The following is a 21,300-nucleotide window of genomic DNA, read 5'->3' on the forward strand; positions in this document are numbered from 1 at the left end:
TTCGGAGGCGGGGGCTTAACCCGGATACTCGTCACCCCGGCTTTGAGCCGGGGTCCCGCTGCCTTTCGACGGACCGGAAAGAGCGGGAGCCCGGGTCAAGCCCGGGGTGACGATTTAATTTGGGCGGGAATGACCTCTTACCGCCCCCCGCTCGTCCGCCGGATGAACGCCGCCACATTCTGATGCAGCGCCTTCAGCGCCGGCAGGTTGGCGTAAACCATGTGGCCGGACTCGTAGTATCGATATTCGATATTGCCGGTCAGGTTCGCCGGGATCGGCAGATGGTGCATCTCGTACCAGCCCTCGAAATAAGGGGTCGACACGTCGAAATAGCCGCCATTGACCATCACCTTGAGCTCGGGATTCTGCTTCATCGCCGCGGCGAGATCGGGCAGCACGTTGGGCAGGGCGATGAGCGGCTTGTCGGCGCCGGGCGGCTGATGCTTGTAATCCCAGTCGCTGTAGAGCGGGGCCCCCGACTTGAACGCGATCTCCGGACTGTAGCGCAGCGTATCGCGCACATAGGCATTGAACGTCGCAACGTAGGCAGCGCCCAAGGCCGCGCTCTGCGGATCGTAGCCAGCGACCTTGCTCAGCGGATCGAGCGTCGCGCCGGCAAAGCGGGTGTCGAGCGTGCCGGTGGTCAGTTCCCGATCGGCCAGCAACTCCTTCTGGAAGGCACCATATTCGATCCGCAAATTGGTCTTCAGCAGATAGGAGACCGATAGCCCGGTGAAGCCCGCCAGTTTCCCGGCGATCGCCTGACGCTCGGCGGCGGGCAGATCGTTGCCCTTCATCAGCGCCAGCGCATAGTCGCTGGTGGCGAACGCCTCGACCCGATCGAGGAAGCCGCGCAGATCGGCCGGGCGATCGGCGATCCGGTTGTGGTACCAGGCGCTCGCGGCATAGGTGGGCAACGCGACGATATAGGGCAGGTCGACCGTCGGGTTCACCTGCGGATCGTCGGGCATCAGATCCCAGTTGAGGATGTTCGAGAGCAGGATCACGCCGTTGAGATCGACATCCTTCTTCTGCAGCGCGAGCGACAACCCCGCCGCGCGCATCGTGCCATAGCTTTCGCCGAACACATATTTGGGCGAGTTCCAGCGGCCGTATTTCGACAGGAACTGCGTCACGAACTGCGCGAAGGCGTCGATATCCTGATCGACGCCGTAAAAGGCCTTCTCCTTGTCCTTGCCGGCGACGCGGCTGAAGCCCGTGCCGGGCGCATCGATGAAGACGAGATCGCTCGCATCGAGCAGGCTCTCGTCATTGTTGACGACGGGATAGGGCGCGGCCGGCGTATGGCTGTGATCGGCGGTCTGGACGCGGACCGGGCCGAACGCGCCCATATGCAACCACACGCTGGGCGAGCCGGGGCCGCCGTTGAAGACGAAGGTGATCGGACGATCGGCCGCGCGCACACCGTCCTTGAGATAGGCGACGTAGAACATCGAGGCTTCGGCCTTGGCCTTGTCGTCGGCCTTGGCGGCATCGGCCTGCACCTCGACCGCGTCGGTATCCTCCCAGCCTTTGGCATGGATGACGAGGGTGCCGGTAGTCGCCTGATAGCCGATCCGCTGCCCCGCGACCGTGACCGACCCGCTCGACTTGACCTCGCTCGGCGTGAAGAGCGGCTTGAGCGGAGCGGGGTCCGCGGCCTGAAGCGCGGTGGAGGCAAGCAAAGCCGTCAGCATCGTCGCGGTCGTGGTTTTCATGAGGCGGCTTCCCCCTTTCGGCATGATTGCCCGGGATTGCAGCCGCCTCTTGCATGAGCAAGCGAAATGCTTGCCTCGCCGCACATGGGGGCTCAGGGGCAGGACGAGACTGGGGAGCGATATGGCGGGCGACGATCAGCGGGCATGGGCGGCAATGGCGCAGGCCGCGCGCCACGCGATCGACTATCGGCGCGGGATCGCCACCGCCGAAACGACGCCCGCTGCCAGCTATGCCGACATGCTCGCGGCCTTCGCCGGCCCTGTCCCTGAAAATCCCGGCGATCCCGAACGGATCATCGGCGAGCTGGTCGAGCGCGCCACGCCCGGCATCCGCGCCTCGACCGCTCCGCGCTTCTTCGGCTGGGTGATCGGAAGTTCGCATCCGACCGGCGTCGCGGCCGACTGGCTGGCATCGGCGTGGGGGCAGAATGCGGGCAATCTCGTCGCGGCGCCGGCCTCGTCGGCGATCGAGGCGGTCGCGGCCGGCTGGCTGCTCGATCTCCTCGGCCTGCCGGCCGAAGCTTCGGTCGGATATGTCACCGGCGCCACCGTCGCCAACTTCGTCTGTCTCGCCGCGGCCCGGAGCGAGATGCTGCGGCGGGTCGGCTGGGACGTCGAGGCGGATGGGATGTTCGGGGCGCCCCCGATCGAGATCCTGATCGGCGCCGACGCGCACGCGACCGTCTTTTCCGGCCTCAAATATCTCGGCTTCGGCGCGAAGCGGGTCACCACGATCGAGACCGACGCCATGGGCCGCATCATCCCTGCCTCGTTCGAACAAGCGGTGCGTGCCAATGCCGGCCCGAAGATCGCGATCCTGCAGGCCGGGCAGATCAACACCGGCGCCAGCGATCCGTTCGAGGAGATCGTACCCATCGCGCACGATGCAGGCGCGTGGTGCCATGTCGATGGCGCGTTCGGCCTGTGGGCGCAGGCGAGCACAGCTTATCGGGATCAGACGCGTGGCGTCGCGCTCGCGGATTCGTGGGGCACCGACGGCCACAAATGGCTCCAGACGCCGTACGATTGCGGCTTCGCGATCGTGCGCGATGCCGAGGCGCATGCCCGCGCGATGGCGATCTCGGCCAGCTATTTGCCGGGCTCCCAAGGCGCCGAGCGCGATCCCTCCGCTTACGTGCCCGAGCTCTCGCGCCGCGCGCGCGGCTTCGGCACCTGGGCGATGATCCGGCAATACGGACGCAGCGGCATCGCCGAGCTGGTCGAGCGCAATTGCGGCGTCGCGCGCTTCATGGGCGAGACTTTGGCGCTGGAGCCCGGGATCGACCTGGTCTGCCCGGTGGTGCTCAACCAGTTCATGCTGCGCTTCCATGCCGAGGGCCGCGATGTCGATGCGCTGACCAAAAAGGTGGTCGAGCAGGTGCAGGCCGACGCGGTGGCGTTCATCGGATCGTCGTTGTGGCGCGGCCAGTGGGTGATGCGCGTATCGGTATCGTCCGCGGCGACGACGTTCTCGGATGCCGAGGTGACGGTGGCGGCGGTGATCAATGCTTGGCGGAAAGTATCAGCCAACCCAGTCGCCCCTGCGTAGGCAGGGGCCCATCTCTCCAACCATTTAAGCCGCCTCTCGTGCCAAAAGACATGGGCCCCTGCCTGCGCAGGGGCGACGGGAGAGGTTAGCCGATCACCTTCGTATCGCCCCGCCACGCTAGTCGCGCGCCCGCACGATCCGCCCGCGCCGCCTGTTTCCTGCCCAACGCATCCTCCGCCTTCGCCCGGATCGCAAGCGCGACCGCATCGCGCGGGCGACGCTTCAACGATGCATCGGCCGCCGTGACCGCATCGCCCGCCTTGCCGCTTGCGAGCAAGGCGGCGGCGACGTCGCGGCGGACCGGATACCACCAGATCGGCGGATCGGTCGCATCGGCGAAGGTCTTTGATTCCTCGATCGACGCGGCCTTTGCGAAGAGCTTCGCGGCGTCGACCGGCTTGTTCTGCAGCATCGCCGCACGTCCCTCGAGCACCAGCTTGGCGAGCTTGAACAATTTGGGGGCGGCCCCGCCCGTCGGATCGGGGTCGAGCGTCTCCGGCATCGCCTTCGCCTCGGCCAGCACGCCAGCGACATTGCCGGCGCGCGCGAACATCTCGCCGCGCGCATAACGCCAGAAGGCCTGCGCCGGACCATTATCCTTGCCCGGATCGGGGATGGCGAGCATTTCTTCGGCCGGCGCGTAGCGCGCGATCGCGATATAGGCGTCGCCGACGGCATGCTGGCTGTAGCGGTCGATCCTGGGCGTGCGCTTCGCCATCGCCACCACCGGCCGCGCCAGCCCGAGCGCGGCATTGCCGTCATCGGCCATCAGCGCGCCGGCGATCCCGAATACGACGTTGTGCCCGTAATAAGAGAGCGTCCAGCGCCCGTCGGGCTCGGCCAGCTTGAGCCGCTTCGCATTGTCGTCGCCGATCGCGACCGCATGGATGTTGGCCGTCGCCGCATCCTCATAGCGCCCGATCCAGTAATAGGTATGCGAAGGCATGTGGACGAGGTGGCTCGCCGCCGGTGCGAGCGCCGCGAGCTTGTCCGCATAAGGCGTCGCGCGATCGGGATAGCCGCCCGCCTCGGTTGCATGGATGTAGAAATGGATCGCCGGCGTATAATCCGGATGACGCTTGAGCACGCCTTCGAGCAAAGCGACCGGGCGAAGCATGCTCGCCGGCTTGTAATCGCTGTCGATCATCAACGCGTCGGCGGCGACGACGGCGATCTCGTCATCACCGGGCGATGCCGTGGCCATCGCGTCCATCGCCTGCGCGAAGGCGTGATTGCCCTTGTCGTTGGTGTAACGCAGCCTGAGCGCGGCGATCAGAGCGCGCTCGTTCGGGGGTCCATCCTGCGCCAGTTTCTCGGCGGTGAGCGTGATCAGCGCGAGCTTCTCGCGGGCCTTGGCATCGATGCCGTAGTTGATCGTCGGCCCCGACGACCACGCTTCGCCCCACGCGCACATCGCGCAATCGGGATCGAGCCGGCGTGCCTGCTGGAACGCCTCGATCGCGGCCTTGTGCGCGAAGGCGTGGGCAAGCTGCATGCCGTTGTCGAAGAAGGCCTGCGCCGTCGGATTCTTTGTCCGGATCGCGAAGCCACCGCCGCCATAGCCGGCGAGGATGCGCGGACTGCTGCCGGTGTCGACCGGATCGCCGCACCAATGCGGTGTGGCCGGGACAGGCGCTGGCGGTGGGGGCGGGGGCGCGCTGCCGAACAGGATCAGCATGGCGGGAATCAACAGTTTGCGCACGGGCGCCGCTCCAGAATCCGGGACCATCCATCTGCTCGCACGATCGGACAGCGAATGCGACGGGAATGTGCTTCGGCTCGCTGGCGGAACGAGCAGGGCTGCTCTATGCCGGTCGTTTCCTGCCCGAACGAGACTAAATCCATGGCTTTGGTGAAGAAAACCGCGTTGGGAACCCGCAAGCGGGCCGTCGTCCCGGCCGAAGCGCCGGCAGCGGCCAAGCCGGCCCCGCGGCGCCCCGCCGCGGCGCCTGCGCGCGCGGCAACGGTGGTGCAGCGGATCGATCAGGCGACGCAGGAACTGGCGAGCGGGCTGGCCGAGGCGTCGGCAGCATCGACCGAGCTTCAGCAATCGATGGATCAGATCTCCAGCGGCGCGGAAGAAGCGGCGGGCGCCGCACAGGAATTGTTGGGCGCGATCGCGGCGCTCGGTGCCGCTTTCCAGAAAGCGCGCGAGCGCGCCGAGGAATCGCGCCGCCAGTCCGAAACCGTGCAGGTCGCCTTCCAGGAGGCAAGCGTCCAGATCGACACGTCGGTCGCGGCGATCGAGCTCAATGCGCGCCGGCAGCTCGCCACGGTCGAAACCATCGACGCGCTCGAGGCGGCGGCGTCCGATATCGGCGAGATCGGCCAGGCGGTGGCGGACCTGTCCGAGCAGACCAGCCTGCTCGCGCTCAACGCGGCGATCGAGGCGGCGCGCGCCGGCGACAGCGGCTCCGCCTTCGCGGTGGTCGCCGACGAGGTGCGGGCGCTGGCCGAGACTTCCGAGGGCAATGCCGGCGATATCCAGCGGCTGTCAGCCAGCATCGCCACCGAGGTTCGCGCCGTCGCCGATCGGGTGCGCGCGGCGGCGGCCACCGCCACGGCGGAGGCCGATGCCGGGCGCGGCGTCATCGCCCAGCTCGAGACCGGCCGCAGCGAACTCGCCGCGCTGGCGAGCGGCTCGCAGGAGATCCTGCTGACCGCGGTCGAGGCCGACGGCGCGGCGCGCGAGGCCCAGCGCGGCGCCGAGCAGGTGGCGAGCGCGGCGGAGGAGCAATCCGCCGCCGCGGCCGAGGCACAGCAGGCGATCACGCAGCAGAGCCTGTCGCTCGAGCAGAGCCAGCAGACCGCCGAGGAACTCGGCCGGCTGACCGGCGCGCTGGAGGACGAAGCCGCACGCCAGATGACCGCGCAGGAAGTGGCCGCGGCGGCCGAGGAATTGTCGGCGACCGTGCAGGAATTGTCGGGCGCTTCCAGCCAGATCCAAGTCGCGATCGAGCAGATCGGGCGCGGCGCCGAGATCCAGGCGGCCGCGACGCTCGAGGCGAACAGCGCGATGGCGCAGATCGAGAGGTCGGCGGCACTGGCGGAGGAACGGTCGAGCGAGGCGGCCGCGCGCATCGGGGGCGTCGTCGCCGGCGTGGCCGTCAGCCGTGAAACCGTGGGCCGGCTCGCCGCGGGGGTCGATACGGCTTTGGTCGAAACACGCGCCGTGCTCGGCCTGCTCGCCGGCCTCAACGAGACCGGACGGCGGATCGAGAAGATCACCGACGGCCTCGCCTCGATCGCGTTGCAGACCAACATGCTCGCAGTCAGCGGATCGGTCGAGGCGACACGCGCCGCCGAAGCCGGAGTCGGCTTCGCTACGGTGGCTGGCGATATCCGCAAGCTTTCGCGCGAAGCCGCGCTCAATGCCGAGCGCGCCAGGGATGTCATCCGCGCGATCCAGGATCAGGTGACCGCCGTCCGCCGCGATCTCGACCAGATCGTCGGCGCGGCCGAAGACGAGACCGCGCGCAACCGCGCGATGGTCGAGCGCTTCCGCATGATTGCGGCCGATCTCGACGCGGCGCAGGCGGCAAGCCGCGGTATTTCCGGCGATGCCGAGGCAATTCTGCGATCGGTGCGCGAGGTCAAGAGCGGGACCGAGCAGATCGCGACCGCCGCCGACATCGCCTCCAGCGCCGCGCGGGAGGCCGCCAGCGCCGCCCGCCAGCAGGCGCAGGGGACCGAATTGCTCGCCGCCGCGATCGAGGAGATCGCATCGCTCGCCGAAGCGCTGGCGACGCAGGCCGCCTGAGCATGGCACGCGCCGCCAAGCCCGATACGGAGCGCGTGCTCGCCTTCCGCGTGGGAGACGAGCGGTTCGGCTTGCCGGCCGCGATCGTGCGTGAAGTGGCGCGGATACCGCGCGTGACGCGGGTGCCGCATGCGCCCGCCAGCCTGATCGGGCTCGGCAATTTTCGCGGAGCGGTGCTGCCGATCGTGTCCTTCGCCAAGCTGGCCGATCGTACGGCGCACGACGAGCGGCGCGTGATCCTGCTCGACACGACCAGCCCGCTCGCGCTCGCCGTCGACGAGGTGACGGCACTTGGCGAGGACGAGCGGGTCCAGCGCATCGACATCGGCACGCTTACCGCGCGCGATTTCGCCGGCGGCAACCGCAAGGCGCGGGTCGCCGCCAAGAGCGTCGAGGCAGACGCGACGGAGGCCGAAGGCGTCGTCACGCTCGTCGCATTTGCCGTCGCCGGGCAAGATTATGCGCTACCGGTCACGGCGGTGCAGGAGGTGCTGCGGCTGCCCGCCGGTATCGCGTTGCTGCCACATGCCGATGCGGTCGTGGTGGGATCGGTCGCGGTGCGCGATGCACTGCTGCCGTTATTGTCGCTTCAGGCGCTGCTGGGGTTGCCGGGCGAGCACGATCACAGCCGCGCGCGGGTCGTGGTGGTGAAGATGGGCTCGCATCGTATCGGGCTGGTCGTCGATGCGATGCATGCGATCCTGCGTGTTTCCGAACACGATATCGATCCGGTGCCGGCGGTACTGGCACGCGGCACGGCCGAAGCGCGCGTGCAGGCGATCTGTCGGCTGGACGAGGGCCGGCGGCTCGTCTCTGTGCTCGCGATCGAGCATCTCGTCCGCGAAGATCTCACCCAGCGCCTGCTGCAAGGAACCGAGGAAGCGATGGCCGGGCAAGACGCAAGCGAGCCAACCGAGCAGTTCTTGCTCTTCCGCGTCGGCGAGGAGGAGTTCGGTCTGCCGATCGGCGCGGTGGTCGAGGTGGCGCGCCCGCCGGCCAAATTGACCAAATTGCCCAAAGCGCCGGCCTTCGTGCAGGGGATCATGAATTTGCGCGGTGCGGTGGTGCCGGTGATCGATCAGGCGCAACGCTTTGGCGCGGCGGCCGCAACCGGCGCGCGCCGACGAGTGATCGTCGTTCGCCTGGGTGCGTTACAGGCCGGGTTCGTGGTCGACTCGGTATCGGAGGTGATGCGGATTCCGGCGAGCGCACTCCGTCCGGCACCCGAGCTTGGCGGCGAGGAGACGCGGGTCTTCGATCGCGTCGCCAATCTGGAAGAGGCCGGGCGGATGGTGCTGATCGTCAGCCCGCAGGAACTGCTCGATCGCGCCGAGCGTGCAATGCTGGCGAAGCTCAGCGGAAAGCTGCCGGCCACCGCACCGTGATCCGCCTGCTTATCGTCGATGATTCGCCGCTGATGCGGAAGTTGCTGACCGATATCTTCGCCGCGGAAAGTGATTTCGAGGTGGGGGTGGCACGCAACGGGCCGGAGGCGCTTGCGGCTTTGCCGGTGTTCAAGCCCGATGTGATCACGCTCGATATCCATATGCCCGAGATGGACGGCCTTGCCTGCCTCGATCGGATCATGGTCGAGCGGCCCTGCCCGGTGGTGATGATCTCCTCGCTCACTGCAGAAGGGGCCGACGAGACGCTGGAGGCGATGGCGCTGGGCGCGGTCGATTTCGTCGCCAAGCCGCGCGGGCCGGTCTCGATCGAGATCGAGGCGATGACGTCCCTGCTGGTCGACAAGGTGCGTGCCGCCGCCCGCGCGCGGATATCGCGCGCGACGCGGCTGACCGAACGCGTCAGGTTGCGGACAACCAGGCCGCCCGCGCCGAAGCCGCGCCCGACCCGGCTTTCCCAGACGAACAAGCCCCGCGTTTCGGGCGGCGACGAGGGGCTGGTGCTGGTCGGCACCTCGACCGGCGGGCCGGCGGCACTGGACGTGCTGCTCGGCCAGATCCCGGCCGATTTTCCGTGGCCGATCGTGATTGCGCAGCACATGCCGGCCAGCTTCACCGGGGCGCTCGCCCGCCGGCTCGATCGCTTCTGCCCGCTCGTGATCGAGGAGGTGACCAGGCCCACACCCCTGATCGCCGGCCACGCCTATATCGGCCGCGGCGATGCCGACCTGCTGGTGACGCGGCGCAATGGCGCGCTTGCCGCTTTGCCGGCGCCGAGCGCACCCGAACTGCATTGGCATCCAAGCGTCGACCGGCTCGTGACCAGCGCGATGGATCATGTTGCACCCGAACGCCTGATCGGCGTGTTGATGACCGGCATGGGCGCGGACGGCGCCAAAGCGATGACGGCGCTGGCCGGTCGGGGAGGATTGACCATTGCGGAAGCTGAGGAAAGTGCGGTCGTGTGGGGCATGCCCGGATCGCTCGTCGCGATGGGCGGTGCCGATCATGTCGTGCCGCTCGACGCGATTGCGGGCCGTCTGATGAGCCTGATCCAACCGTGAGCGATGCGGGCGACGGCCCCAGAAGCGCGATACCCATATTGTCCGAAGACGAATTGGGCCGGGTTACCGAATTGATCTACCGCTGGACGGGGATGACCTTCGGCGAAACCAAGCGATATTATATCGAGCGGCGCGTTGCCGATCGCATCGCCGCCACGAAGACGGGCGATGCGCGCACCTATCTCGCCTACCTCGCCAGCCACGCCGCCGAGCGCGAGACGTTGATCAACGCCTTCACCGTCAACGAAACCTATTTCTATCGCGAGGACCATCAGCTCGCCGCGCTTTCGAAGGAGATCCTGCCGCAGATCGTCGCGGACAAGCGCCCCGGCGATCTCGTCCGCATCTGGTCGATGCCATGCTCGACCGGGGACGAAGCCTATTCGATCGCGATCTGGCTGCTCGAACATTGGCCGCTGGTCGATGCCTACAATGTCGAAATCATGGGATCGGATATCGACACCACCGCGATCGAACAGGCCAAGGCAGGGCGCTACGCCGCGCGCGCGCTGGCGCGGCTGCCGGCGGAGGTAGTCGAACGCTATTTCGAGGCGGAGCATCGTCATCGCCGCAAGATCATCGACGATCTGCGCGAATCGGTGCATTTCACGCCCGCCAACCTGTTCGATCGATCGACGTTGGTGCCGCTCGGCAAGTTCGATGTCATCCTTTGCCGCAATATGCTGATCTATTTCGACGATGCATCGCGCCTGATCGCGGCGGAGCATCTGTTCGATTGCCTGCGCCCGCGCGGTTTCCTGCTGCTGGGGCATAGCGAATTGATGGCGCGGATCACCGATCGTTTCACGATGGTTCGCCTCGAGGATGCAATCGTCTATCGTCGCCCCTGATGGACGAACTGCTCGAGCAATTCCTGATCGAAGGGCGCGACCTGGTGCTGCAAGGCCAGGCGGAGTTCGCCGTCCTGCTCGACGAACCGGCGAACGCACGCGCGATAGACGGTGCCTTCCGCGCAATCCACACCCTCAAGGGATCGGTCGGCATCTTCGACATGCGCGCCGCCGAGCGCGTGCTTCACGCCGCCGAGACCCTGCTCGATCGCGCGCGTAAGGACCCGGCCGGATTGCCTGCAGATGCGGTACCGCGGCTCGTCGAGAGCCTCGACCAGATCGATCGCTGGATCGACGAACTCGAACGGGACGGCGCGATCGGCGCAGGCGCCGACGCGATCGCCGATCGACTGCTGGGCGACGTCGCGGTTCTCGCCGAAGCACCCGCAGGCGAAGCCACTGCGGCAGAAGCGGTTCCGCAATGGGCCGCCGATCTGGTCGCGCACGAGATCGACACGCTGGCGGGTGCCGACGCTCCGCTCGTCGCCTTCCGCTACACCCCCGATACCGACGCCTTTTTCCGCGGCGACGATCCGATCACCCTGATCTCGCAGGTCCCCGCGATCGCGGCGCTCGCCGTTTTGCCGTCCGGCGGCGCATGGCCTGACTCGGCGATGTTCGATCCCTTCGCCTGCACGATGGTGATCGAGGGCCTGTCCGGCGCGCCGATCGACGATTTGCGCGCGATATTCCGGCTCGTGCCCGATCAGGTCTCCTTGCATGCGATCGAAGCAAGGAGCGTCGGCGTCGCGGACTCGGTGTCCACCAGCACGATCTTGCGGGTCGATGCCGCACGGGTGGACGCACTGGCGGATGAAGTGGGTGAATTGTCGGTCGCGGCGAATGCCTTCTCGGCCATCGCGGAGCGTGCGGCGCGGATCGATCCTGCCCTCGCGCTGGCGATCCGCGCCGCGCAGGCCGATCTCGATCGGTCGATCGGTGCGGTCCATCGGTCGGTCACGGCGGTGCGGCTGGTGCCGCTCGGGCCCGCGCTGGCGCGCCTGCCGCGCCAGGTGCGGGAGATCGCGGCCGGGCTCGGCAAGCCGGTCGAATTCACCGTCAGCGGCGATCAGATCGAAGTCGACAAGCAGATCGCCGATGGCCTGTTCGAGCCGTTGCTCCATCTCGTCCGCAACGCGATCGACCATGGTATCGAGCCGGCGGAGGCTCGCGCCGCGGCGGGCAAGGCGGCGACCGGGCAGTTGTCGCTCCGGATCGCACGCGACGGCGAGGACGTCGTCGTAACATTGGCCGACGACGGCGCCGGAATCGATCCGGCCCGCATCCGCGACGTCGCGATCCAACGGCGGCTGATCGATGCCGAGGCGGCGGCGCGACTGACCGACGCAGCGACGACCGCCCTGATCTTCGCGCCCGGTTTCTCGACCGCGGCGACGGTGAGCGGTGTATCCGGGCGCGGGGTCGGCATGGACGCGGTTCAGGCGGCGGTCGATCGCATGCGCGGCCGGATCGAAATCGATAGCCGGATCGGCGAGGGCACGCGGTTCGTGCTGCGGTTGCCCGCCAATGCGCTCACCACCCGGCTGCTGCTGGTCGAGATCGGGCAAGACCGCTACGCGGTGCCGTTCGATCAGATCGTCGAGACCGCCCGGGTGAGCCAGGACCGGCTGGTTCCGCTCGGCACCGGCACTGCCTGCGTGCTGCGCAATCGCACCGTGCCCGTGCTGAGCCTGGCCGAATTGCTCGGCGGGGCGGAGGCCCGATCCGATCCGGCACGGCTGCTCATCACCCACGCCAGCGGTGAGCCGGTAGCGCTGCGGGTCGACGGCTTCAGCGATCGGATCGATGCGATGGTGCGCCCGCCGACCGGCCTGCTCGCGGGCGTACCGAGCGTGGCCGGCACGACGCTGACGGGCGATGGCGGCGTGCTGATCGTGCTCGACCTGCTGGAGCTGGTCGGATGAGCGTGGAAGTGGTTGGCGGCACGATCCGGATCATCGGCAATGCCACCGTTGCGGATGCAGAGCCGCTGCTGGTGGCATTGCAAGGCGATCCGGCCCGGCATATTGATCTTGGCCAGGCGGTACATCTTCACAGCGCCGTAATCCAGATCCTGCTCGCGCTGCGCCCGCGCATCATCGGCAACCCGGCCTATCCATTCTTCAACGACTGTATTTTACCGCGCTTGATCGAAGCCAGTGTCCCGCATAGCCCGCCGGGCTAGATATATTGTTCGAGCGGCGCGAAGGCGTCCTGAAAACTTGTTTGGAGTTGCCGGATGGCGGTTACGGTTCTGATAGTCGACGATAGCAAGCTGGCACGCATCGTCGCCGGCAAGGCGCTGGCCGTCCTGCAACCCGAATGGCAGAAAGCCGAAGCCGGCAGCGCCGATCAGGCGATGGAGGTTCTTGCCGCGCAGGCGATCGATGTCGCCCTAATCGACTTCAACATGCCCGATCGCGACGGCCTCCAGCTTGCCGAGGAATTGCGCGCGCTTCGGCAGGATATGCCGATCGCGATCATCACCGCCAACATCCAGGACGAGGTTATCGCGCGCGCGCGCGCAGTCGGTGCCACCTTCGTCGCCAAACCGGTCACCGCGGATGGGCTGCATGGTTTTCTGTCGGGCGCAGCGCTGCGGCTGCGAGCCGTAAAGGGATGATTCCTGAGAGCATTGCGCTGGCCGAACTCGAGCGCGATGCGCTGACCGAGATCGTCAATATCGGCGTCAGCCGCGCCGCGTCCAACCTGCGCAAGATGATCGGCGGCGAGGTCTTGCTCTCGGTGCCGTCGATAGAGGTGGTGAGCCAGCGCCGCGCCGCGCGGCTGATCAGCGAACGAGAGGTGAGCGAGCTGATCGCCGTCCGTCAGAATTTCCAGGGCCCCTTCTCCGGCTGCGCGTTGCTGATCTTTCCCGAAACCAACAGCCTCGAACTGGTGCGCGCGGTGACGGGCGGCGAACTGAGCACGGCCGAACTGATCGAGATGGAGCATGAGGCGCTGGCGGAGACCGGGAATATCATCCTCAATTCGTGCCTCGCGACGATGGCGAACATGCTCAAGCGATCGCTGACGATGACCTTGCCAGAAGTCATTCGCGGATCCGGCTCGACCCTGTTCGACGTCAACGAGAGCACGACGGCGGACGGGCTCGTGCTGTTCCTCTATATCGATTTCGCCGTCCGCAAGCATGACATTCGTGGGTATATAGCGATGATCATGGACCTGCCCTCGCTCACCACGCTCAAGGAATTGCTGGGCGAATTCATCGAGCGCATCGTCGGCAGCGATGGCTGATCTCAGTCCGGCAAGCAGCAACGACCAGATCCGCGCGATCCTCGCGGCGGCAGGGGCGAGCGGCACCTGGGACTGGGATATCAAAAGCGGCACCGTCTGCGTCGATGCGCGCTTCGCCGACCTTTATGGCCTGGCCGAGGATGAGGCCGGCATCCCATTGCCGACGCGGACCTTTTTCAAGGCGATCCACCCCGACGATCAGGCGCGGATCCGGATCGCCGTCGCAGGCATGACTGCGGGCGCAGAGCACTTTTCCAAGGAATTCCGTGTGGTTACGTCCGAAGGCGTAATCCTGTGGGTCCACGGGCGGGGCCAGACCCATTTCGACGAGGCCGACCAGCCCGATCATTTCACCGGGCTGCTGGTCGACGTCACCGAACGTAAACGCACCGAGGAACGCCTGCGCATTGCGCAGAGCGCCGGCGGGGTCGGCACCTTCGAATATTCCGACGGCTTCGCCACGGCGACCGTCTCGTCAGAGTTCTGCCGGTTGCTCGGCCTGCACCCCGCCCGGATCCTGCCGGTCCGCACGATCAATGCGGTGCTGAAATCGGGCGAACAGGGCCTGTTGATTCCCGACTCGCACCGCGGGGATCCGCCCGCTACGCTCGACGCGACCTTTTGCGTCATGCGGAACGACGATGGCGCGCAACGCTGGATCGCACGGCGCGGCGAGATCATGCGCGATGGCGACGGCGGCTACCGCCTGATCGGCGTGATCTACGACGTTACGGCCTCCAAGGCGCAGGAAGCCGCTCTGGTCGAGCTCAACGAGACGCTCGAGACACGGATCGAAACCGCGATCGCCGATCGCCAGCAGGCGGAGGATGCGCTGCGTCAGGCGCAGAAGATGGAGGCGGTCGGCAACCTCACCGGCGGCATCGCACACGATTTCAACAATCTGCTGACGATCATCATCGGCAATATCGACACGGTCTCGCGCCGGCTGAGCGCCGATTCCGAAGCCGATCCCCGCGCGCGGCGCGCACTGGAAAATGCGCTGAAGGGTGCCGAGCGCGCCGCTGCGCTGACGCAGCGCCTCCTCGCTTTCTCGCGCCGCCAGCCGCTGGCACCCAAGGCGATCGACGTCGCGCGTTTGCTGGCGGGCATGTCCGATCTGCTGACCCGATCGATCACCGAGACGATCGCGATCCAGATGCTGGCGCCTTCGGATCTGTGGACGGTCGAAGCCGATCCCAACCAGCTCGAAAATGTCATCCTCAACCTCGCGGTGAATGCGAGGGACGCGATGCCCGACGGTGGACAGCTAACGATCGAGGCCAGGAACGTCACGATCGGTGCCGGCCAGCTCCGCGACGTGCCCGCCGGCGCCTATGTCGTCGTTTCAGTCTGCGACAACGGCATGGGGATGGCGCCCGAAACCGTCGCGAAGGTGTTCGATCCCTTCTTCACCACCAAGGAGGTTGGCAAAGGTACCGGGCTCGGACTGTCGATGGTCTATGGCTTCGCCAAGCAATCGGGCGGGCATATCCACATCGAGTCCGCACTGGGCGCCGGTACGACGATGTCGCTTTATCTGCCGCGCCAGCACGGCACCGAAGATCCGATCGAGCTGGAGACTGCTACGGCCGAGCCGGGGCATCATTCCGAAACGGTGCTGGTTGTCGAGGATGACGAGGACGTGCGCGCCTATACGGCCGGCATACTGCGCGAGCTCGGCTACCGCGTGATCGAGGCCTATGACGGCGCCTCGGCGCTTCGGACCCTGGAGCGTGCCGATCAGCCGATCCATCTGCTCCTGACCGACGTGGTGATGCCCAACATGTCGGGCAGCGAACTCGCCGATGCTGCCCGGCGCCTCCGATCCGACCTGAGGGTGCTCTTCATCTCCGGCTACACCCGCGACGCGATCGTCCGGGACGGCCGGCTGGAGCCCGGCGTCGATCTGCTCTCCAAGCCCTTCACCTACACGACATTGTCGAAGAAGTTGCGCGACGTGTTGGATCGAGAGACCGACTGATCCCACCGCCGGCCGCGCCATCGCCGGCCGCATCGCCCCGCAACAATGCTGTCATGCGATTCGCTTAACCAAAAGCGAAAGCGACATGACAGGGGCTGATTTAATGAACGCGACTATTGCCATGTCTCCGCGGGCGACCCGCCCGGAGATGGACAAGGGGTTGGGCAAGGCCGGAATGCTGGGCTTCGGCGCAGCGGTGATCGCGGCGATCCTGTACGTGGCGTACAGCGTCTATATCGATGCGAGCGCGGCCGGCGTGCATGCCTCGGCCTATCTGCCCTTCTTCCTGCTGTTCGTGGCGCTGCTGATCGCGCTCGGCTTCGAGTTCGTGAACGGCTTTCACGACACCGCCAATGCCGTCGCGACGGTGATCTACACCAACGCGCTGCCGGCCAATGTCGCGGTCGTGTGGTCGGGCTTCTTCAACTTCCTCGGCGTGCTGCTCTCCACTGGCGCGGTCGCGTTCGGCATCGTCTCGCTGCTGCCGGTCGAGCTGATCCTGCAGGTCGGCTCGCATGCCGGCTTCGCGATGGTGTTCGCCTTGCTGATCGCGGCGATCCTGTGGAACCTCGCCACCTGGTGGCTCGGTATCCCTTCCTCCAGCTCGCACACATTGATCGGGTCGATCATCGGTGTCGGCGTCGCCAACGCGCTGCTGCACGGCAAAAGCGGCACGGCGGGCGTCGACTGGGGCAAGGCCACCGAAATCGGCCAGGCGCTTCTGCTTTCCCCGCTCGTCGGCTTCGGCCTCGCCGCGCTCTTGTTCATCGCGATGAAACTGCTCGTCAAACGGCAGGACCTTTACAGCGAGCCCAAGGACGGCCTGCCCCCGCCGCTGTGGATCCGCGCTTTGCTGATCTTCACCTGCACCGGCGTGAGCTTCGCGCACGGATCGAACGACGGGCAGAAGGGCATGGGCCTGATCATGCTGATCCTGATCGGCACCGTGCCCACCGCTTATGCGCTCAACCGCGCCGTGCCCGAGAAATATGCCGTCGAATTCCACATGAATTCGGCCGCCGCCGCCAGCGCGCTGGGCCAGACTCCGCCCGCCGGCGAAACCGCCGCCGAGGCGCGCAGGCAGGTGACCACCTATATCGCCGACAAGCATTTCGCGCCGGCGACCCTCCCCGCATTGTCGGTGCTGATCGGCGACGTCGACAAGCAGGTGCGCGAATATGGCTCGCTCGCGAACGTTCCGCAGGCCGCGGTCAACAACATGCGCAACGACATGTATCTCGCCTCCGAGGCGATCAAGCGCCTGGGCAAGGACAAAGCCGCGAACCTGTCGGACGCGAGCATCAAGTCGCTCAATACCTACAAGAAGTCGCTCGATGCAGCGACGCGCTTCATCCCGACCTGGGTCAAGATCGCGGTCGCCTTCGCGCTCGGCCTCGGCACGATGGTCGGCTGGAAGCGGATCGTCGTCACCGTCGGCGAGAAGATCGGCAAGACCCACCTCACCTATGCGCAGGGCGTGTCGGCCGAGCTGGTGGCGATGGGCACGATCTTCGCTGCCGACAATCTCGGCCTGCCGGTCTCGACCACCCATGTGCTGTCGTCGGGTGTCGCGGGTACGATGGCCGCCAACGGTTCGGGGCTGCAGATGAGCACGTTGCGCAACATGCTGATGGCGTGGGTGCTGACCCTGCCCGTCTCGATCGTGCTGGCGGGCGTGCTTTACACGGTGTTCTCGCAAATCTTCTGAGCGAAGCCGCAACGTTAAAGTTCGGCCCCGCGCCCGAACCGGGCGCGGGGCCGAATTCATTTTGGCGCCACCGTCCCACCAAAGCGTCGCCCCTGCGAAGGCAGGGGCCCATGTCTCTCGTTACCAGCGGCATCGTCTGTGGATGGAGAGATCGGCCCCTGCCTTCGCAGGGGCGACGGACGAGGACTGGGGAGGACCGGTTTAGCCGCCGACTCGGCAGGCCCGGATCAATACCGATCGGGCACGTACATCTCGTCCGGCACCGGATGACGGATATAATCGTCGCGCCGTTCGCGATCGGGCAGGATCACCGCCGGCTTCGGAACCTCCTCATACGGAATCTGATCGAGCAGGTGGGCGATGCAATTCAGCCGCGCGCGCTTCTTGTCGACCGCCTCGACCAGCCACCACGGCGCCTCGGGGATGTGCGTGCGTTCCAGCATCGCTTCCTTGGCGCGAGTATAATCTTCCCAGCGGCGGCGCGATTCCACGTCCATCGGCGAGAGTTTCCACTGCTTGAGCGGATCGTGGATGCGCATGTTGAAGCGGAACTGCTGTTCCTCGTCGGTGATCGAGAACCAATATTTGATCAGGATGATGCCCGAGCGGACCAGCATCCGTTCGAACTCAGGCACCGAGCGGAAAAACTCCTCGACATCGTCGTCGTTGCAGAAGCCCATGACCCGCTCGACCCCGGCACGATTGTACCAGCTGCGATCGAACAGCACGATCTCGCCCGCCGCGGGCAGATGCGTGGCGTAACGCTGGAAATACCACTGAGTGCGCTCGCGCTCGTTGGGCGCGGGCAACGCCGCGACCCGGCAGACACGCGGGTTGAGCCGCTGGGTGATCCGCTTGATCGCGCCGCCCTTGCCGGCGGAATCGCGGCCTTCGAAGATCACGACGACCTTGAGGCCCTTGTGCTGGACCCAGTCCTGCAGCCGGACGAGCTCGTGCTGGAGGCGGAACAGCTCGCGGAAGTAGGTGCGGCGGGGAAGCTGGTCATGCTCCGGCTGATCGGCGAGGTCGCCCGCCAGTTCGTCGAGGCGGGCCTCGTCGAGTTCCATCTCGAGTTCCTCGTCGAAGCTGTCGGTGATCTCCTGCTTGATCCGGTCCATGTCGAATGCGGGGTGCGGCTCTAACGACAGGGTCATGGGCAATGCTTTCGGCTGATGGATAGGGTCAAGGCATCGCACCGGGCTGTGACACTATTCTGACGCATGGCCGCGGCGGCCGCGCTGTGGCAAAGGCGCGGCATGGAAGCGGTGCGGAAGCGGCAGCGTATGATCCCGGCGTGGAAACTGGCCGGAGGCATCTTCCTGCATTTGACCGTACCGGCCTATCTGCTGACGCTGGCGGTGGTGGGAACGTCGGCCGCACTGCACGGCCGGTCGCTCGCCGCCATGCTCGGCCAGATCGTCCATCTCTCGGGCTGGTTCCTGTTCGGCTATACGTTACTGGGCGTGGCGAGCGTCGCCGGCCTCGCGCTCGCCGAGCATGGGATCGGACGCTGGCGCGGCCGGCGCGAAACGCCGCCGACACCGCAAGCCCGACAGTCTGCCGCGCGCCTCGATCATGCCGTGGCGACCGGCCACCGCGTGCTCGCCCACGCCTCCGCGCCGGCCCTGCATGCCCTTAGCGAAACCGCTTGGGACCATGCCGATCCGCGCATTCAGGCGCTCACCGCCGATCTGGCCGAACTGTTGGATCGGACGGCAGTGGCGCTCGCCAGCGCACCGCGCGATCGTCGCGACGCAATCGCAAAACTTGGCTTGGAGTCGCTCGACCATATCGCCGCATCGTTCGCGGCACTTGCGGCAGAACGCAGCCGGCTCGACGAAGGCGATGTCCGCGTCATCGCGCGCTATGTCGAAGCCCGTTATGGCACTTCCGATTTCTCTAGCGACGGCTGATCGACAGGCGTAAATGGTGCGCGGGCACTCACGGGGTGCTTGTCTAAAGGTCCGAAGGACACCTTACCGAAAATGGATAACATGCTCGTGCTCGGCGCATCGGTCGCCGTGGCGTTTGTTGTTGTTTTTCTTTTCATTGCATCGCGCTGCGTGCGCTACGTCGGCAACAACCGCGTTGCCGTAGTTGAGAAGATGTGGAGTCGCGGCGGCTCCATTTCCGGCGGACTGATCGCGCTGAACCGCGAGGCCGGTTATCAGCCACAAGTCTTGCGCGGCGGCTACCATTTCTTCGTGCCGTTCCAGTATCGCGTGCATACCCAGCCGCTCGTCACGATCCGCCAGGGCCAGATCGGCTACATCTTCGCGCGTGACGGCGCGCCGCTCGGGCCGACCCAGACGCTGGCGAGCAATCTGCGCACCGCCGACTTCCTCGATGTCAGTGCCTTTCTGAACGCGGGCGGCCAGAAGGGCCCGCAGCGCACGATCCTGCGCGAGGGCACCTATGCCATCAACCTCGCCCAATTCGTGATCATCACGCGCGAGCATATCTATGGCCTGATGCTCGATCGCAACGACGAGCAGCTTTTCGCCGAGATGCAGAGCCTGATCGAGCAACGCGACGGCTTCGGCGCGGTCGTGATCAAGGATGCGTCGGATCAGATCGGCATCGTCACCGTCCATGATGGGCCGGCCTTGACCGCCGACCACATCATCGCGCCCGAAGTCGGTATAGACCAGGCGGATTCCGCGACCTTCCACAACAGTTTCCAAGATCCCGAGAAGTTCATCGCCGCTGGTGGCCGCCGCGGCCGCCAGCTCCAGGTGCTGGTCGAGGGCAGCTATTTCATCAACCGGCTGTTCGCGACGATCGAGATGGTCGCCAAGACGGTGATCGAGGTCGGCCATGTCGGCGTCGTCATCAGCTATACCGGCGAGGATAGCGCCGACACGTCAGGCGAGGATTATCGTCATGGCGAACTGGTGAAGCGCGGATCGCGCGGTGTGTGGAGCGAGCCGCTTTTGCCCGGCAAATATGCATTCAACACCTATGCCGGCAAGATCGTGATCGTGCCGACCACCAACTTCATCCTGAAGTGGGATCAGGACACGACCGGCCAGCACAAGCTCGACGAAAACCTGTCTGAAGTCTCGCTGATCACGCGCGACGCATTCGAGCCGACCCTGCCGCTCTCGGTGGTGGTGCATATCGACTATCGCAAGGCTCCTTTGGTGATCCAGCGTTTCGGCGACATCAAGAAACTGGTCGAACAGACGCTCGATCCGATGGTCTCGGCCTATTTCAAGAACGTCGCGCAGAAGAAGACCCTGATCGAGCTGCTGCAGGAGCGCTCCGACATCCAGGAGCAGGCCGGGCACGAGATGCGGAATAAGTTCAATCTCTACAATCTTGAGCTGCAGGAGGTGCTGATCGGCACGCCGCGCGCCGCCGTCGGCAACGACCAGATCGAGAAAGTGCTCCAGCAGTTGCGCGAACGGCAGGTCGCCGAGGAACAGGTGACGACCTACCAGAAACAGAAGATTGCGGCGGAGGGCGAGAAGGAGTTGCGCGAGGCGCAGGCGCGCGCACTCCAGCAAACCCACATAACCGAATCCGAACTGTCGATCATCGTGCAGGAGAATCAGGGCAAAGCGGCACTCAAGCGCGCCACCCAAGAAGCAGAGCAGACCCGCACGATCGCACGCGCCGAATCCGATCGCGTCCGGATCGTCGGCGAGGGAGAGGCCGCCAAGACGATTGCGCTGGCGGGCGCCGAGGCCGAACGCATCACCCGCACCGGCCTCGCCACTGCCGAGACGATCGAAAAGCAGGCTGCGGCATCGGGCGGCGCGCAATATCAGCTAACCCGCCAAGTCATCGAACGGCTGGCCGATGCGCTCGAAAAATCGGGGGTCGATATCGTGCCACGGGTGCAGATCAATACCGGTGGCGCAGCCGGCGAAGGCGGCGGCTCGCTGCAGGCGCTGATCGGGATGCTCCTGTCGGAGAAGGGCATGGGCCTGCTCAATGCGCCCGCAGCGCAGGACGAAAAGGTTGAGTAAGATTGCCGCCTCCCCGAGCTTGTCTCGGGGAGGA

16 protein-coding genes are annotated in these 21,300 nt (G+C 66.2%); 13 read left to right on the forward strand and 3 right to left on the reverse strand.

Annotation, left to right across the window (positions count from 1 at the left end; all coding sequences use genetic code 11):
* Nucleotides 1-137: 137 nt before the first annotated feature.
* Nucleotides 138-1,718, reverse strand: a complete 1,581-nt coding sequence (locus AB4Z44_RS13590) for a S10 family peptidase (protein ID WP_404710233.1) — start codon at nucleotides 1,716-1,718, stop codon at nucleotides 138-140.
* A 121-nt stretch (nucleotides 1,719-1,839) separates the two neighbouring features.
* On the opposite strand from AB4Z44_RS13590, the gene AB4Z44_RS13595 reads away from it, so the two are divergent.
* On the forward strand, nucleotides 1,840-3,267 hold the full coding sequence (locus AB4Z44_RS13595; protein WP_404710234.1) for a pyridoxal phosphate-dependent decarboxylase family protein: 1,428 nt from the start codon (nucleotides 1,840-1,842) through the stop codon (nucleotides 3,265-3,267).
* A gap of 85 nt (nucleotides 3,268-3,352) precedes the next feature.
* Here AB4Z44_RS13595 and AB4Z44_RS13600 read toward each other — a convergent pair whose 3' ends face one another.
* Nucleotides 3,353-4,969 carry a tetratricopeptide repeat protein gene (locus AB4Z44_RS13600; protein ID WP_404710235.1) on the reverse strand — a complete coding sequence of 539 codons (1,617 nt, stop codon included), beginning with the start codon at nucleotides 4,967-4,969 and terminating at the stop codon, nucleotides 3,353-3,355.
* Nucleotides 4,970-5,110: 141 nt separating this feature from the next.
* Here AB4Z44_RS13600 and AB4Z44_RS13605 point away from each other — a divergent pair, with 141 nt between their 5' ends.
* The 10 genes from AB4Z44_RS13605 to AB4Z44_RS13650 all read left to right on the forward strand — a co-directional run bounded on the left by AB4Z44_RS13605 (nucleotide 5,111) and on the right by AB4Z44_RS13650 (nucleotide 17,292).
* Nucleotides 5,111-7,027, forward strand: a complete 1,917-nt coding sequence (locus tag AB4Z44_RS13605) for a methyl-accepting chemotaxis protein (protein WP_404710236.1) — start codon at nucleotides 5,111-5,113, stop codon at nucleotides 7,025-7,027.
* A gap of 2 nt (nucleotides 7,028-7,029) precedes the next feature.
* On the forward strand, nucleotides 7,030-8,412 hold the full coding sequence (locus AB4Z44_RS13610; RefSeq protein ID WP_404710237.1) for a chemotaxis protein CheW: 1,383 nt from the start codon (nucleotides 7,030-7,032) through the stop codon (nucleotides 8,410-8,412).
* Nucleotides 8,409-9,494: a chemotaxis-specific protein-glutamate methyltransferase CheB gene (gene cheB / locus AB4Z44_RS13615; RefSeq protein ID WP_404710238.1), complete on the forward strand. Its 1,086-nt coding sequence runs from the start codon at nucleotides 8,409-8,411 to the stop codon at nucleotides 9,492-9,494. The genes AB4Z44_RS13610 and cheB overlap by 4 nt, the downstream gene beginning before the upstream one ends.
* Entirely contained in the window at nucleotides 9,491-10,345 is an 855-nt protein-coding gene (locus tag AB4Z44_RS13620; RefSeq protein ID WP_404710239.1) for a CheR family methyltransferase, read from the forward strand. Before cheB ends, AB4Z44_RS13620 begins: the two co-directional genes overlap by 4 nt.
* The gene (locus AB4Z44_RS13625) at nucleotides 10,345-12,270 is read left to right on the forward strand and encodes a chemotaxis protein CheA (RefSeq protein ID WP_404710240.1); all 1,926 of its coding nucleotides are present in this window, start codon (nucleotides 10,345-10,347) and stop codon (nucleotides 12,268-12,270) included. The genes AB4Z44_RS13620 and AB4Z44_RS13625 overlap by 1 nt, the downstream gene beginning before the upstream one ends.
* Entirely contained in the window at nucleotides 12,267-12,530 is a 264-nt protein-coding gene (locus AB4Z44_RS13630) for a hypothetical protein (protein WP_404710241.1), read from the forward strand. The genes AB4Z44_RS13625 and AB4Z44_RS13630 overlap by 4 nt, the downstream gene beginning before the upstream one ends.
* Before the next feature lie 54 nt (nucleotides 12,531-12,584).
* Complete coding sequence (locus AB4Z44_RS13635) at nucleotides 12,585-12,968, forward strand: response regulator (protein WP_404710242.1); 384 nt, start codon at nucleotides 12,585-12,587, stop codon at nucleotides 12,966-12,968.
* Entirely contained in the window at nucleotides 12,965-13,603 is a 639-nt protein-coding gene (locus AB4Z44_RS13640) for a chemotaxis protein CheX (protein ID WP_404710243.1), read from the forward strand. The genes AB4Z44_RS13635 and AB4Z44_RS13640 overlap by 4 nt, the downstream gene beginning before the upstream one ends.
* Nucleotides 13,596-15,584, forward strand: a complete 1,989-nt coding sequence (locus AB4Z44_RS13645; protein ID WP_404710244.1) for an ATP-binding protein — start codon at nucleotides 13,596-13,598, stop codon at nucleotides 15,582-15,584. The genes AB4Z44_RS13640 and AB4Z44_RS13645 overlap by 8 nt, the downstream gene beginning before the upstream one ends.
* 103 nt (nucleotides 15,585-15,687) lie before the next feature.
* Nucleotides 15,688-17,292, forward strand: coding sequence for an inorganic phosphate transporter (locus tag AB4Z44_RS13650; RefSeq protein ID WP_404710245.1), 1,605 nt, complete (start codon nucleotides 15,688-15,690; stop codon nucleotides 17,290-17,292).
* Nucleotides 17,293-17,519: 227 nt separating this feature from the next.
* Here AB4Z44_RS13650 and ppk2 read toward each other — a convergent pair whose 3' ends face one another.
* On the reverse strand, nucleotides 17,520-18,446 hold the full coding sequence (gene ppk2, locus AB4Z44_RS13655) for a polyphosphate kinase 2 (protein WP_404710246.1): 927 nt from the start codon (nucleotides 18,444-18,446) through the stop codon (nucleotides 17,520-17,522).
* A 66-nt stretch (nucleotides 18,447-18,512) separates the two neighbouring features.
* Here ppk2 and AB4Z44_RS13660 point away from each other — a divergent pair, with 66 nt between their 5' ends.
* Entirely contained in the window at nucleotides 18,513-19,205 is a 693-nt protein-coding gene (locus AB4Z44_RS13660; RefSeq protein ID WP_404710247.1) for a hypothetical protein, read from the forward strand.
* A gap of 72 nt (nucleotides 19,206-19,277) precedes the next feature.
* Nucleotides 19,278-21,266 carry an SPFH domain-containing protein gene (locus tag AB4Z44_RS13665; protein WP_404710248.1) on the forward strand — a complete coding sequence of 663 codons (1,989 nt, stop codon included), beginning with the start codon at nucleotides 19,278-19,280 and terminating at the stop codon, nucleotides 21,264-21,266.
* The last annotated feature ends 34 nt before the right edge of the window (nucleotides 21,267-21,300 follow it).

This window comes from Sphingomonas sp. MMS24-J13, assembly GCF_044905095.1.
Classification (GTDB): domain Bacteria; phylum Pseudomonadota; class Alphaproteobacteria; order Sphingomonadales; family Sphingomonadaceae; genus Sphingomonas_I.